The sequence below is a fragment of the Blastomonas sp. 34TW genome (assembly GCF_059803595.1).
The window spans coordinates 1-13,872 of sequence record NZ_JAPFGW010000006.1; the positions used below are offsets into that span (position 1 = coordinate 1).

Annotated in this window: 15 protein-coding genes and 1 tRNA gene; 4 read left to right on the forward strand and 12 right to left on the reverse strand. The window is 65.3% G+C overall.

What is annotated here, in order from left to right:
• Window positions 1-82 precede the first annotated feature (82 nt).
• On the reverse strand, window positions 83-1,627 hold the full coding sequence (locus OPU69_RS09180; protein ID WP_498510532.1) for a methyl-accepting chemotaxis protein: 1,545 nt from the start codon (window positions 1,625-1,627) through the stop codon (window positions 83-85).
• 339 nt (window positions 1,628-1,966) lie between these two features.
• Here OPU69_RS09180 and OPU69_RS09185 point away from each other — a divergent pair, with 339 nt between their 5' ends.
• Window positions 1,967-3,445 (forward strand): S41 family peptidase, encoded by a 1,479-nt coding sequence (locus OPU69_RS09185; RefSeq protein ID WP_498510534.1) that lies wholly within the window; start codon window positions 1,967-1,969, stop codon window positions 3,443-3,445.
• Window positions 3,446-3,462: 17 nt separating this feature from the next.
• Here OPU69_RS09185 and OPU69_RS09190 read toward each other — a convergent pair.
• From OPU69_RS09190 to OPU69_RS09210, 5 genes are all read right to left on the reverse strand, one after another.
• Window positions 3,463-3,539 (reverse strand) — tRNA-Arg (locus OPU69_RS09190).
• A gap of 75 nt (window positions 3,540-3,614) precedes the next feature.
• Window positions 3,615-4,124 (reverse strand): DUF1178 family protein, encoded by a 510-nt coding sequence (locus OPU69_RS09195; RefSeq protein ID WP_498510536.1) that lies wholly within the window; start codon window positions 4,122-4,124, stop codon window positions 3,615-3,617.
• Complete coding sequence (locus tag OPU69_RS09200) at window positions 4,121-4,948, reverse strand: carbon-nitrogen hydrolase family protein (protein ID WP_498510538.1); 828 nt, start codon at window positions 4,946-4,948, stop codon at window positions 4,121-4,123. Before OPU69_RS09200 ends, OPU69_RS09195 begins: the two co-directional genes overlap by 4 nt.
• Before the next feature lie 16 nt (window positions 4,949-4,964).
• Complete coding sequence (grxC, locus tag OPU69_RS09205; protein WP_066274251.1) at window positions 4,965-5,222, reverse strand: glutaredoxin 3; 258 nt, start codon at window positions 5,220-5,222, stop codon at window positions 4,965-4,967.
• Window positions 5,223-5,290: 68 nt separating this feature from the next.
• Complete coding sequence (locus OPU69_RS09210) at window positions 5,291-6,037, reverse strand: ComF family protein (protein WP_060979831.1); 747 nt, start codon at window positions 6,035-6,037, stop codon at window positions 5,291-5,293.
• A gap of 41 nt (window positions 6,038-6,078) precedes the next feature.
• Between OPU69_RS09210 and OPU69_RS09215 the strand changes: the two genes are divergently transcribed.
• On the forward strand, window positions 6,079-6,951 hold the full coding sequence (locus OPU69_RS09215; RefSeq protein WP_498510541.1) for a methyltransferase domain-containing protein: 873 nt from the start codon (window positions 6,079-6,081) through the stop codon (window positions 6,949-6,951).
• 18 nt (window positions 6,952-6,969) lie between these two features.
• Here the strand turns inward: OPU69_RS09215 and OPU69_RS09220 are convergent, their stop codons facing one another.
• Complete coding sequence (locus OPU69_RS09220; protein WP_498510543.1) at window positions 6,970-8,343, reverse strand: DEAD/DEAH box helicase; 1,374 nt, start codon at window positions 8,341-8,343, stop codon at window positions 6,970-6,972.
• A 133-nt stretch (window positions 8,344-8,476) separates the two neighbouring features.
• Window positions 8,477-9,013 (reverse strand): hypothetical protein, encoded by a 537-nt coding sequence (locus OPU69_RS09225; protein WP_060979834.1) that lies wholly within the window; start codon window positions 9,011-9,013, stop codon window positions 8,477-8,479.
• A gap of 195 nt (window positions 9,014-9,208) precedes the next feature.
• Between OPU69_RS09225 and OPU69_RS09230 the strand changes: the two genes are divergently transcribed.
• Together OPU69_RS09230 and OPU69_RS09235 are read left to right on the forward strand one after the other, a co-directional pair.
• Window positions 9,209-10,645 carry an FAD-binding oxidoreductase gene (locus OPU69_RS09230; RefSeq protein ID WP_498510545.1) on the forward strand — a complete coding sequence of 479 codons (1,437 nt, stop codon included), beginning with the start codon at window positions 9,209-9,211 and terminating at the stop codon, window positions 10,643-10,645.
• Between the two features lie 103 nt (window positions 10,646-10,748).
• Window positions 10,749-11,531, forward strand: a complete 783-nt coding sequence (locus tag OPU69_RS09235; protein ID WP_498510547.1) for a SapC family protein — start codon at window positions 10,749-10,751, stop codon at window positions 11,529-11,531.
• A gap of 28 nt (window positions 11,532-11,559) precedes the next feature.
• Here OPU69_RS09235 and OPU69_RS09240 read toward each other — a convergent pair whose 3' ends face one another.
• From OPU69_RS09240 to OPU69_RS09255, 4 genes are read right to left on the reverse strand one after another with little or no spacing between them, the layout of a single operon-like run.
• Window positions 11,560-12,036, reverse strand: a complete 477-nt coding sequence (locus OPU69_RS09240; protein ID WP_498510549.1) for a molybdenum cofactor biosynthesis protein MoaE — start codon at window positions 12,034-12,036, stop codon at window positions 11,560-11,562.
• Between the two features lies 1 nt (window position 12,037).
• Window positions 12,038-12,286, reverse strand: coding sequence for a MoaD/ThiS family protein (locus OPU69_RS09245; RefSeq protein WP_060977831.1), 249 nt, complete (start codon window positions 12,284-12,286; stop codon window positions 12,038-12,040).
• A gap of 7 nt (window positions 12,287-12,293) precedes the next feature.
• On the reverse strand, window positions 12,294-13,304 hold the full coding sequence (moaA, locus tag OPU69_RS09250; RefSeq protein WP_498510551.1) for a GTP 3',8-cyclase MoaA: 1,011 nt from the start codon (window positions 13,302-13,304) through the stop codon (window positions 12,294-12,296).
• Between the two features lie 39 nt (window positions 13,305-13,343).
• Window positions 13,344-13,865 carry a prolyl-tRNA synthetase associated domain-containing protein gene (locus OPU69_RS09255; protein WP_498510553.1) on the reverse strand — a complete coding sequence of 174 codons (522 nt, stop codon included), beginning with the start codon at window positions 13,863-13,865 and terminating at the stop codon, window positions 13,344-13,346.
• Between the last annotated feature and the right edge of the window lie 7 nt (window positions 13,866-13,872).

The window sequence follows — 13,872 nt, forward strand, 5'->3', positions numbered from 1 at the left end:
CGATAGCGCTATCGGCACATCGGCTGGGCGCCGTTGGCGACATGGGATGACGCATGGTGCATGTGCCCCTGCCATCGGCCCCTTAGAATTCCGACCAGTCCTCGGAGGGATCGGTGGTGATGGCCATGGCGAGATTGCCCTGCGTCATGGTTCGAGCAGCGGGTCTGGCGGGACGGCGCGATATGGCATGCCGGGGCATTTCACGCACCGTCGATCCCCGCGCGACGGGGCCGCCCTCCAGCGAGAAGCGCGAGACAAGCCCGGTCAGCTGATCGGCCTCGGTTGCCAGGCTGCGCGCAGCGGCGGTCGATTCCTCGACCATCGCGGCATTCTGCTGCGTCATCTTGTCCATCTCGCTGACCGCAGTGTTCACCTGCTGCAGACTGTTCGACTGTGCGGCGGCAAGCTCGGAAATGTTTGCGGCGAGGCTGGCAATCTCGGCCACCTTGCCGACGATGCTGTCGAGCGCCTCGCCCGACTGACCGACCAGTTCCACCCCGCGATTGACCTGACGCGAGCTCTCGCTGATCAGCTCCTTGATATGCTTGGCGGCATCGGCCGAGCGCTGCGCCAGCGCGCGCACCTCGTTGGCGACCACGGCAAAGCCCTTGCCTGCATCGCCCGCGCGTGCAGCTTCGACCCCTGCGTTCAAGGCCAGCAGGTTGGTCTGGAAGGCAATGCCATCGATCACGTTGATGATCTTGGCGATTTCCTGCGCGGACCGCTCGATATCGTCCATCGCCGCGACCGCTTCCTTGACGACCGCACCGCCGCGCGTCGCGTCCGAATGCGCTTCGGCCACCGAACGGTTGACATGCGCTGCGCCATCAGCGGTTTCGCGCACGCCCCCTGTCAGCTGATCCATTGCCGCGGCGGTCTGCTCCAGCGAGGCCGCCTGCTGCTCGGTGCGTGAAGACAGGTCGTCCGATGCCTGGCTGATCTCGATCGAGCCGGTGTTGATGCTCTCTGCGGTCTGCGAGACCTGGGTCAGCGTTTCGCTGATCCGGGTGCGCATGAAGTCGAAATCCTGCTCCACCTTGGCAAAGGCGGGCGGCAGTCCTTCGAGACGGACGGTGAAATCGCCTTTCGCGAGCGATTCCAGCGCCTGGCCGACTTGGGAGATGACGGCCAGGCGCTGGGCTTCCTCCGCACGGAAGTAGCTGGAAAGGGCAATATCCATGTCGAGCAGGGCGCATTTGACCAGCGTACCGATCACCTTGCCCAGATTGTTGCCCGCCAGCCGTGCCAGCGGCGAACTGGCGACCGCCTCATGGATCAGCTGTTCGAGCACCATGGCATAGCCGCCGATATACCAGGTCGGCGCAAGTCCGATCTTGGCGTGCACGCTGCCGATCTGCTCGGCCTTTCCGAAATAGTTCTCGCCGATCTCGTTCGAGAAAAGTTGAACCCAATGGTTAAGCTGCTTGTCGCGAGCATGGTCCATGTTCTGTTTCGACTTGAAGAACTTGGCGACCTCGGGCGTTGCGGCGATCTTTTCGTAAAAATCGGCGAGCGCTTCCGGCGCGTGCTTCTGCAGGAGTTTCAGTATGCGCGGAAAGCTTTTATAGTCCTTACTATCGATACCGAAGAAAGAAAGCCTGTCCTGATTTGCCGATGCCGTGTCCATGGCCCAATCCCCATTAAACTATGGGGTCGAATAAGTGCTTGTGTCGTAAACAAAACCCTAAATACGGTATAACTACGGTACGCTCGGAGGCGGGGAATATGGGTTAACGGACAGGATCGCCGGGCTGTGCCGCCAGCACCGTTTCGAGGCGCCTTGGCTGTTGCTCGGGTATGGTGTCGGCACGGCAAGGGGCGGCGGCACACGAAGCGTGTTGTCGCCGGGCGGTTGCCGGTTTGCGAAAAACGCTGCCCTTCCGGGCTGAACCTCGCTCCCGCGCTCAGGTTGACACGCAATCGGCGCTGCACTGATACAAAACCGCTATCCGGATGATGGACGACGATGATCACCGCACTCCCCCTTCTCCACCGCCGCCTGCGCCCCTTCCTGTTTCGCCTGTTGCTCCTTCTGGGGCTGATGGCGCTTGCCGGCGGCCGCCTCGAGGCTGCAACACCCTCGGCCAATCTCGCCGATTTCGACTGGCTGACCGCAGCGATCGAGCGCAACTACTCGGGCTGGCCCACCAAGACCGAGGGCGAACGCAAGGCCGAACTCGATGCATTGACGGCGCGTCTCCGGGCGCAGGTCGCATCAGGCGACGAGGCCGACTTTCGCCAGAGTCTGAAACAATGGCTCGCCTGGTTCGATGATGGTCATCTTCAGTTGCAATGGGCCTCAGCGCCAGAGACGCCGCCATGGAAAACGCGGCGGCGCGCGCTCGACGAAAAGACCGCGCTCGCCAGGCTGAACGCCTTGGGCACAGCGGCCGATCCGGTAGAGGGGCTGTGGCTGATCGATGATCGCTATCGTCTGGCCGTGCTGCGGCGTGACCGCTCGGCGCAGATATTCGACGCCGTCATCCTGTCCACTGCGGCCGAGACCTGGACCCCCGGCGAGGTCAAGGCGGTGCTGACGCGTGCTGCCGATGGCAGTTATGCCCTGCTCTATGGTGCCGGCGACCGAACCGAGGTTGCGCTGCAGGCACGCCTTCGCAGCAACGGCGATGTCCTGGACGTGGACGAGCTCGGCCAGTGGCGGCGCGTGCAGGCGACCCCTGAAGCGCAGAAGGCAGCAGAGCGCCGATGGCCGGGCGACGCGTTCCTGCTCGAGCGGATCGACGACGCCACCCTGAATCTTCGGCTCCCCTCGTTTCATGCCAGCCATCTCGATGCGATCCGCAAGCTGATCGCGGACAATGCCGCGGAGCTGGAGCGGACACCGCAGCTCATCATCGATGTTCGCGGCAATGGCGGTGGGTCCGACTTCACCTATGATCCGGTGCTGCCCTATCTCTACACCCGCCCGATCTGGCGGATTGGCGTCGAACTGCGCGTCAGCGCCGACAATGCCCGGCTGCGCGGCGAAACGGCACGTACGCTGGAAAGCGCCTCGCCCGAAGCGGCACGCCTGCTGGCGAGCGAGAGCCAGCGGATGCAATCGGCCAGCCAGGTTTTCCTGCCGCGCGAACCGGCGGTGGAGATTGTCCGGTTGGACCAGGTGCTGCCCAATCCGGCACGCATCGCGGTGCTCATCGACCGCGCCGGAAGCTCGGCCGAGAAATTCATCATGGACGCGCGGCAGAGCCGCAAGGTCGTGCTGATGGGGCAGGAGAATTCCGCCGGCGTGATCGATTATGGCGAGATGATGGGCATGCCCGCCCCCTCGGGCCGGTTCGAGCTCCACTGGGCCACGACCCGCTCGCTGCGGCTGCCGGGCGATCCGGTCGACCCGCACGGCATCGCCCCCGATATCCTGATACCGGCAGATGTCGAAGACCCGGTCGCCTATGCGGCGAAGGAGCTGGCGCGGCGGGCGGACTGATGCGGCAGATGAGGGGATGGTGCGCCCGACAGGATTCGAACCTGTGGCCCCCAGATTAGGAATCTGATGCTCTATCCTGCTGAGCTACGGGCGCACTGCGCTGCGGTTTAGCCAAGCGGGGGCGGCAAGGCAATCGTTTCGGCAGCGCCGGTTTCGAACGATATTCGCGTCAGTTCTTGGCGTCGGGCGGGATGACCGGGAACGGCAGCGGCGCGACGGCGACGCCCTCCTCGACCAGCGCAGCAGCCTCGTCGGGATCGGCCTGGCCGTGGATCGGCGCATGGTCTTCCTCGCCATAATGCATCGCACGCGCGCGGTCGGCAAAGTCCCTGCCCACCCAGGTCGACTGTTCGAGCGCCTTGGCCTGCGCCTGGGCCAGCGCGTGCAGCACCGCCTGCAGCTTGGCGATCTCGGCGGGGGCTGGCGCAGAAGCGGGCGCATTGCTGATGCTGACGGGCGATGGCGTGCTCGGAGCATCGATCACCGCAGGCAGGCTGGCATCGCGTTGATTGCCCTTGGCGTTCAGCCTCGGCGCCATCACCGCCTTGCCGACCTCGGTCGATCCGCAGAACGCGCAGGCGACGAGGCCGCGCGCACGCTGCTCCTCATAAGCCTGGCTCGAGGCGAACCAGACCTCGAATACATGGTCGTTCGCACATTTGAGGTCGTAGACGATCACGGCAATACCGCCTCCGCGACCGGCCTGCGGTTGGCGATCACCGGCACCCGCGCACGCACATCGGCGATGCGCGCCAGGTCGAGTACAGCAAAGCCAAGGCCCGGCTCCTCGCCCATGTCGAGCAGAATCTCGCCCCAGGGATCGATCACCAGGCTATGCCCATAGGTGCTGCGACCGTCCGCATGATCGCCAGTCTGCGCGGCGGCGACGACGAAGCACGCATTCTCGATCGCCCGCGCGCGCAGCAGCACATGCCAGTGGGCCTGTCCGGTCGGCACGGTGAACGCCGCCGGGACCGCGATGATGTCGGCTCCGGCGCGGCTCAAAGCGGCAAACACCGCGGAAAAGCGGATATCGTAGCAGATCGAAAGGCCCAGCACCGCCTCGGGCAACCTCACTGCGACCGCCTGCTCGCCGCCTTCATAAACGGCAGATTCGCGCCAGCTCTCGCCCGAGGCAAGGTCGACATCGAACAGGTGGATCTTGTCATAGCGCGCGGCGATGCTGCCATCGGGCGCAATCACGAACGCGCGGTTGCGCCATTTGGCGTCTGGGGCGTCGCCCTTGACCGCCAGCGATCCCAGATGCACCCAGATCCGGTGTTCAGCTGCTGCAGCGCGGACCGCGACCAGCACGACATCCTCGTCTTCGCCGCGGATCGTCTCGCCCGCCCGCGCACGGTTGCGGTCGATCAGGTTCGACATTTCGGGCGTGAACAGCATGTCCGCGCCGCCCGCCCTCGCATCGCGCACCGCCTGCACCAGCGTGCGCGCATTGTCCGCAGGGTCTATCCCTGCTGTCATCTGTAGCACAGCAATCTTCATCGCAATCGGTCCGTGGTCACAGCCCCAGCAGCGGGTCAAGCTTGCCCTCGCGGTCGAGCGCCGCCAGATCATCCGATCCGCCGATATGCTGGCCGTCGATGAAGATCTGCGGCACGGTGGTGCGCCCACCGGCGCGGCGGATCATCTCGGCCTTGGGCTCGCCGCCCATCGACACTTCGGTCTCGTCGAAGTCCACGCCCTTCTTGCTCAGCAGCGACTTCGCCCTGAAGCAATAGGGACAGGTAAATTTGGTATAGATTTCGACCTTGGCCATGAATGCGTCCTCCGCCCCGGATATTTGGGCGTTTTGCGCGGAAATGCAACAGCCGGACCACGGGCCTGTCACATATCCGCGCCCTCGTCGCCCTCGCGCAGCACCCGCGCCCAGCAGAAGATGGTCACGCTGGCCGCGCCTGCCTGCTTGAGCAACCGCACGCATGCGCGCGAGGTCGCGCCGGTGGTGTAGACATCATCGATCAGCAGCACGTGCCTGCCCCGGATGCGCTCGCGCCTGTCCTTGGGGATATCGAACACCCCGCGCACCGCCAGTCCGCGCTGCTTGCGCGTCATGCCCTTGAGCGGCGGCGTGGCGCGAATGCGGCGCAGCACATCGGTCTCGACCGTCAGGCCATGCGGCCGCGCCAGTTCGCGCGCGATCAGGATCGACTGGTTGAACCCCCGACGCCACAGCCGCCACCGGTGCAATGGCACCGGGATCAGCACGAGATCGGCCTTGTCTTCGGGGATATGCCGTTGCAGATGCCGCGCGACCAGCCGCGCCAGGCCGATCTTGCCGCTATGCTTGAGCTTGAGCACGATCGAGCGCGACAGGTCGTCGTATAGCACCGCCGCCTTGATGCCATCGTGCAGCGGTGGATTTGCCAGGCATTCGGCGCAGATCAGATCGGCATCGCGCCCTTCCGAGAAAGGCTTGCCGCACGATGCGCAACTGGGATCGCTGATGAAGCGCAGGGCATTCCAGCACTCAGGGCAGAATTGCAGGTCGTCCTCGACCAGCACGCCGCAGCCGGGGCAGCGCGGGGGCAGCACCAGATCGACCAGCGGGCGCAGGGCGGTGGCAAGCGACATGCCCCCTTGTCGCGCGGCGCGCGCATCGGCACAAGGCCGCGATGAACCAGGATAGCGCCCCCCGCCAGCTCTTCTCGCCGCACCGCCGCCGGCTTGCGATGGCGCGCGGCGAACGGCTGGCACGGCAGACCGGTGCATTCCTTGCTGAGCATATGGCGGACGAGATCGTCGAGCGACTCTCATGGGTGACGCGCGATTTTCACGATGCGCTGGTGCTGGGCATGGCCCCGCCCGGCCTGATGGCAGCCCTGGACGCACGGGGCATTCGCGTGACGCTGGCAGGGCCGATCGGACGCGACGTGCAGTGCGACGAGGACCTGCTGCCCTTTGAACCGGCGAGCTTCGATCTGGTGATCGCGCTGGGCACGCTCGACAGCGTCAACGATCTTCCCGGCGCGCTCATCCAGATCAACCGATCACTGCGCCCCGACGGGCTGATGATGGCTGCGATGATCGGCGCGGGCTCGCTCCCGCGGCTCAAGGCGGCGATGCTCTCTGCGGATGAGGCGGGCGGGCGCGGGGTCGCCGCGCGCATTCATCCGCAGATCGACGTGCGTGCGGCGGGCGACCTGCTTCAGCGCGCCCGCTTTGCCATGCCGGTGGCGGACAGTGATACGCTGATGGCGCGATATTCCTCGTTGCCTGCACTGATTGCCGATCTTCGCGCGCATGGCTGGACCAATACGCTCGCCGCTTCAGGCCCGGCGATCGGAAAACTTGGGTTAGTCGCGGCGATGCAGCTCTTTGCCGAAGACGCCGATGGCGACGGCAAGACGCCCGAGCGGTTCGAGATCGTGTATCTCAGCGGCTGGGCGCCCTCGCCCGATCAGCCCAAGCCCGCACGCCGCGGTAGCGCGACGGCCTCGCTCGCAGGCCTGCTCGACAAGGCACGCAAGGGTGACGCGGGCGCGTAAACTCTCGAGCGAATTCGCTTAGGTCGTGCCAAAGCCCACCGAGAGAAAGTCCGGCATCGGGCCATTCCAGCCGTCATCGGGTCCGTCGTCGCGTTCCTCGCGGCGCGGCCGCGCAGGCTTGCGGCGATCGTCGCGCGACTTTTCCGCACGCGGCTTCTCGTCGCGCGGTTTTTCCTCGCGCGCCTTGCGTTCTGCGGGCTTGCGTTTCTCGCTCTTGCGGGGCGCACGTCCCTTGGCGGGCTTGTCGCGCGGATTGTCATCCTGCGCGGGTGCCTCGACGCCCTCAACCACCACTTCGGGAATGGTCGTGCCGATCAGCTTCTCGATATTGGCGAGCGCCTCGGCATCGTCTTCGGTGATGAAGGTGAAGGCCTTGCCGGTCGCGCCCGCGCGGCCCGTGCGGCCGATGCGGTGGACATAATCGTCCGGATGCCAGGGCGCGTCATAGTTGAACACATGGCTCACGCCCTTGATGTCGAGGCCGCGCGCGGCGACGTCCGATGCGACCAGGATGTTGATCGTGCCGTTCTTGAACTTTTCCAGCTCGGCGAGGCGCGCGCTCTGTTCCATGTCGCCATGGATCTCGCCACTGTCGAACCCGCCCTGGCGCAGCGCCTTGTTGAGATCGCGCACCGTGGTCTTGCGGTTGCAAAAGACGATCGCGGTCTGCACGCCGGCATCGAGCATATTGAACAGCGTATCGCGCTTGCGCCGCGACGAGACGCGCACCTTGCCCTGCTCGATCGATGCATTGGCGCTGCCGGTGCGCGCAACCTCGATCGACTTGGGGTTGGTGAGGAACTTGTCCGCCAGCTTCTTGATCGGCGGAGGCATAGTTGCAGAGAACAGCAAGGTCTGGCGCTGCGCGGGCAGCCGGGTGCAGATCGTCTCGATATCGGGGATGAAGCCCATGTCGAGCATCCGGTCGGCTTCGTCGATCACCAGCAGGTTGCACCCGGTGAGCAGGATGTTACCGCGATCGTACAGGTCCATCAGGCGGCCCGGGGTCGCGATCAGCACATCGACGCCCTTTTCCAGCGCCTTGACCTGATCGCCCATCGACACGCCGCCGATCAGCAGCGCCATCGAGAGCTTGTGATACTTGCCGTATTTCTCGAAATTCTCGGCGACCTGCGCGGCGAGTTCGCGCGTCGGCTCAAGAATGAGCGAGCGCGGCATGCGGGCGCGGCTGCGGCCCTCGGCCAGGATGTCGATCATCGGCAGCACGAAGCTCGCCGTCTTGCCCGTCCCCGTCTGCGCGATGCCGATCAGGTCGCGCATCATCAGCACCGGGGGGATGGCCTGCGCCTGAATGGGCGTGGGGGTGGTATAGCCGGAATCGGTTACGGCCTGGATCAACTTGTCGGAAAGGCCGAGATCGGCAAATATCATAGAATATCCGAAATAAGGGCAGCGGCGCGTCAGTTGTCGTCACGCCATTCATGCCGGGCCATCGGCCACGCAGGCGCCATGCGCAAACATCGCCCGAAAGTCAACCTTGCTGCGCCGGAATCACGGGGCGAAATCAATCCTCAGGGACCAACTGCCGCAGCTTGTTGACCTCGCACTTGCTGCCCGACCGCGCCTGCAGCAAATCGCGATCGACGCACAGCCGGCCATCGCCGCTGCGTTCCATGTAAAAGCCCTGATAGAATTCGCGTGCGCTGCACGATTTCTCCAGCTCGGCCTCGATCATCCGCTGGTCGCGCATGAACAGCACCAGCATGTCGTCGTTGATCACCCGCACGCCCGAGACATCGCGCATCGCCAGGCACTTGCCGACCTTGCGCCGTTCGAACTTCGGCGGCTCGGGCCTCGGCGCGCGGCGGGGCGGTGCAATGTCGGCCATCAGCGAAGAGCGCGAGAGCGACTGGCGCGGAACGCGGATGATGATCCGCTGCTCGATGCGGACCTGTGCCACGACATCGGGCCGCGGATCGAGCATCTCGCCCAGCTGCGCCGGAACGACGGGCTCCGTGTCGCCCACGGGACTGCGCCGCTCGTCTGCCAATGGCAGCGAACTCAGCAACAGCAACCCCAGCAAGGATTCGACATATGCCATGGCCGCGCGCGGCGAACCTCCAGACCCGTTTAGCCCCTGCAGCCCGGGTTAGCCCGGGCGATTGAACGGTGGATTAACGATGCCGTTCAGCCTCGCTCACCCCTCGTTTTGTCGCGGGCTGTGTCATTTTTGCCACCGGTGCCATGGCATCCCAGCCGATTGTCGGCATGAGGCAGCAGGTGTATCACGCGAGCCATGACCGACACCCTTGAACGCCCCGAACTGACCGATCGGCTTGCCGCGCTGCTTGGCCCGAAAGGACTCACCACCGATGCGCAGGACCTGGCCCCCTGGCTGACCGACTGGCGCGGGCGCTATCACGGCGCAGCGATGGCGATGGTCGCTCCCGCCAATACTCAGGAACTCGCCGAGATTGTCCGCCTGGCGAGCGAGACCGGGACGCCGATCGTGCCCCAGGGCGGCAATAGCGGTATGGTCGGCGGCGCAACGCCCGATTCCGGTGGCAGCGCCCTGCTGCTCAGCACGCGGCGGATGAACGCGATCCGCGCCATCGACTCTGCCGCGCGCACGGTGGTCGCAGAGGCAGGCGTGGTGCTGCAGACGCTGCACGAGGCGGTCGCCGCAAAGGGGCTGCGATTCCCGCTGACGCTGGGGGGCAAGGGCTCCGCCACCATCGGTGGCCTCGTTTCGACCAATGCCGGCGGCACCCAGGTGCTGCGCCACGGCACGATGCGCGCGCTGGTCGAGGGGCTGGAAGCGGTACTTCCCGATGGCTCGATCTATAACGGCCTCGCCACGCTCAAGAAGGACAATCGCGGGTACGACATCCGGCATTTGCTCGTCGGTGCCGAAGGCACGCTCGGCATCGTCACTGCCGCGACGCTGAAGCTGGTCCCCGCGTTGATCGACCGCGCCGTGGTTTGGGCCGGGGTAAAGTCGCCGCTGGCAGCGCGTGAACTGCTGTTGATGCTCGAGGCGCGCGCGGGCCGCGAGATGGAGGGTTTCGAGATCGTCCCCCAGCGTTGCCTCACCAATGTGCTGCATCACATTCCCGGCACACGCGCTCCGCTCGGATCCACGCATCCCTGGCATGTGCTGATAGAATTCGCGCGCGACGATTCCGCCGCACCGCCACCGCAGGAACTGGCCGAAGCGCTGATGGCCGAAGCCTTCGAGCGCGACCTGGTGCAGGACGCAGCGATTTCATCGAGCGAATCGCAGGCCGAGGCGTTCTGGAAGCTGCGCGATTCGATTTCCGAGGCCGAGCGCACCGAGGGCCCGGCGATGCAGCACGACATCAGCGTTCCGGTGGCTGACATGGCCCGCTTCATCATCGAAGCAGGGGCCGAAGTGGAACGGCGTTTCCCCGGCACCGAAGTCGCCGCTTTCGGCCATATGGGCGATGGCAATGTCCATTTCCATGTTGCGGCCCCCAAGGGATCGGACCGCGCCACCTGGCCCGAGCACCCCGGCAAGGAAATCAGTGGTTTCGTCCATGATCTGGTCGTGGCGGCGGGCGGATCGATCAGTGCCGAGCATGGCATCGGCCAGATGAAGCGCGACGAGCTGGGCCGGCTGAGCGATCCTGCGCGCCTGATGGCACTCAAGGCGATCAAACAGGCCTTCGACCCCAAGGGGATCATGAATCCCGGCAAGCTCGTTCCGCTTTGACGCCGCGTTGACGGCGAGTTCCTCTTGCGCGCCGCCTGCCAGCCACTTAAGGCGCGTAATCCGGTTCTACCGATAAAATCATATTGTCAGCGGAGATTATTTCATGGCCAGTGCGCCGCAAGCCACCAACCTGCCGGTCCTTTTCAACGATCTGGTGCCGCTCAATTCCCAGGACCATGCAAAGTTCCGCTCGCGGACGCTGGAAGGCGCGCATTTCCTGAAGAACCAGCACGCCATTCCGCTGACGGCCGAGGAATTCAGCCAGGCGCAGCGCGCCTATCCGATCATCTTCTCGGCGGGTCCGGACCCGGTTCCGCTGGCGCTGATGGGCATGAACGAAGGCGTCAACGTGTTCCTCGACGATGACGGCAAGTATCGCAAGCCGGCCTATGTCCCCGCCTATGTGCGTCGCTATCCGTTCATGCTCGCGCGCCTGCGTCCGGATTCGCAGGAGCTTTCGCTGTGCTTTGATCCGACCTGCGAAGCGCTGGGCGAGTTCGAGGAAGGCGAAGCGCTGTTCGACGGCGATCAGCCGAGCCAGACCACCAAGAACATCCTGCAGTTCTGCGAGGATTTCGAGCGCGCCGTTCAGGGCACCGCCTTCTTCATGGAAGAGCTCAAGAAGCACGACCTGCTGATGGACGGCGAGCTGAAGATCGAGCACCCGACGCTGGCACAGCCTTTCGTCTATCAGGGCTTCCAGATGGTGAACGAGGAAAAGCTGCGCGAACTGCGCGGTGACGAGCTGCGCAAGCTCAACCAGAATGGCGCTCTGCCGCTGATCTACGCTCACCTGTTCTCGCTGCAGAACATGCGCGACCTGTTCGCGCAGCAGGCTGCCGACGGCAAGGTGCCGAACCTTCAGGTTCCGGCTGCCGTCAACTGATCAAAGCCCGGGCGGGACTGCTGAACGATCAGCGCCCGCCCGGCGCTTCCCGATCCCAGCGCGCGGCATCGGCATAGTCCTCGTCGCGCGGCTCGATCCAGACCTTGCCGTTTGCGCCTGTCTCGCTCTTCCAGAACAGCGCGCGGCTCTTCAGATAATCCATCAGAAAATCCGCCGCCTCGAATGCGGCGCGCCGATGTGCGCTTGCCGTCGCGACGAGCACGATCGGGTCGTGCGGTTGCATGTCGCCAACCCGGTGAATTACCAGCACCGCCTCGAGCGGCCACCGCTCGGCAACCTGATCGAGCATCGCGTCGATGCCGCGCTCGGTCATGCCCGGATAATGCTGCAGGCTGAGCGTCGTCACGCTGCCATCGCCGCTCGAGGCGCGCACCTGCCCGATAAAGGTGACGATCGCGCCTGAATGGTTCAACGCCTTGCGGAACGCGGCGATGTCCGTCTCGGGATCGAATGGTGCAGCGGCGATCGTGACGCGCCTGAGCATCTCAACCTCCGCTGACCGGCGGCAGAAAGGCGAGCTCGTCGCCATCCGCGACCATCGCATCGCGATCGACGATCGTGCCGTTCAGCGCATAGCGCAGCCGGTCTTCCAGCAGCGCGCTGCCGAGCAGCCTGTCGCCCGCCTCCAGCACGCCGATCAGCGCGGCCACGCTGTGCGGCTCGGACAGCGTGATTGACCGCTCAATCCCTCCCGCCAGATCACCCAGCCGCCCGAAGAACAGCAGTTTCGCCATCGCGCGGTCAGCCGCCGGTGGTCGACATGTGCCGCGCGAGCGCAGGCGCGCCGCCTGGTGCGTCGATGCGGAAATCGTGCCTCTCGGGCTTGGCGCGGATCGCGCGCGTCAGCGCGGCGTCGAGTGCGGCATCGCTGTCCGGCCCGCGCATCGCCGCGCGCAGATCGACCCGGTCGTTCTGGCCGAGGCACATGTAGATCTGACCGGTTGCGGTGACCCGCACCCGGTTGCATCCGGCACAAAAATTGTTGGTCAGCGGCGTGATCAGGCCGAGCCGCCCGCCGGTTTCGGCAATGTCGAAATAACGCGCCGGCCCGCCGGTCCTGTGGTCGTTGGCCGTCAGAGTCCAGCGCTGCTCGAGTGTGTCGCGCACCTGCGGCAAGGGTAGATAATGGTCGAACCGGTCTTCCTCGACCTCGCCCAGCGGCATCACCTCGATCAGCGTCACGTCATGGCCTTTGCCATGCGCCCAGCCGATCAGCGCAGGAAGCTCGTGCTCGTTGAGCCCCTTGAGCGCGACCGCGTTGATCTTTATCTTCAGCCCCGCCCGGTCCGCGGCGTCGATACCGGCAAGCACCTTGTCCAACGCATCGCGCCGCGTGAGACGCGCGAACAGCGCGCGGTCGAGCGTGTCGAGCGACACGTTGATCCGCCGCACCCCTGCATCGGCCAAAGCGGCGGCATGTTCGGCAAGCTGGGTGCCGTTGGTGGTCAGCGTCAGCTCGTCGAGACCGTGGCCGATCTCGCGTCCCAGCCGTTGCACCAGCGTCATCACGTCGCGCCGCACCAGCGGCTCGCCCCCGGTCAGCCGGATCTTGCACACGCCGCGCTCGATGAAAGCAAGCGATAGCCGGTGCAGTTCCTCGAGGCTGAGCACCTCCGCCTTGGGCAGAAACTGCATGCGTTCGGGCATGCAATAGGCGCAGCGCAGATCGCACCGGTCGGTTACCGACAGGCGGACATAGCTGATGCGGCGGGCAAAGCCGTCGATCAGCGGGCGGGCTGCGACCTGGGTCATTCCGATAGCGTTATCGCATGCATGCGTCCGCGCCCACCATCAATTTTGTGACGGCTCGGCCGCCGGTGCCTTGTTCGGCACCGGAACGATCAGCGGTGCATGCCGCCAGCGCACCAGCAGCCGCACCAGATCGAGGCCCGACAGCCCGAGCGTCGCGGTATTGCGCAGCGGATGGACGTTGACGCGCGGCTGCGCCGCCAGCACCTCGTCGAGCACCAGCTGTACCTTGCCCGCCTTGTCGTTGAACGCGGCGAGCGGCGTCACCGATCCGGGCGTGATGCCGAGCAGTTCGACCATCTCGTCGCCCGAGCCGAAGCTGAACCGCCCTGCCCCCACCAGATGCCGGAGCGCGCCCAGATCGACCTGCTTTTCCGCGAGCACGGTGACCAGATAAAACTGGCCGCTGGTGTCCTTGAGGAACAGGTTCTTGGTGTGCGCTCCGGGGATGGCGCGCTCGATCGAACTGCTTTCGAGCACGGTGAACACCGCCTCATGCTCGACCTGGTCGAAGGCGATGCCCGCAGACTGGAGTTCGGCATGGAGGCGGCTGTCATCGGTCATCAAGCGG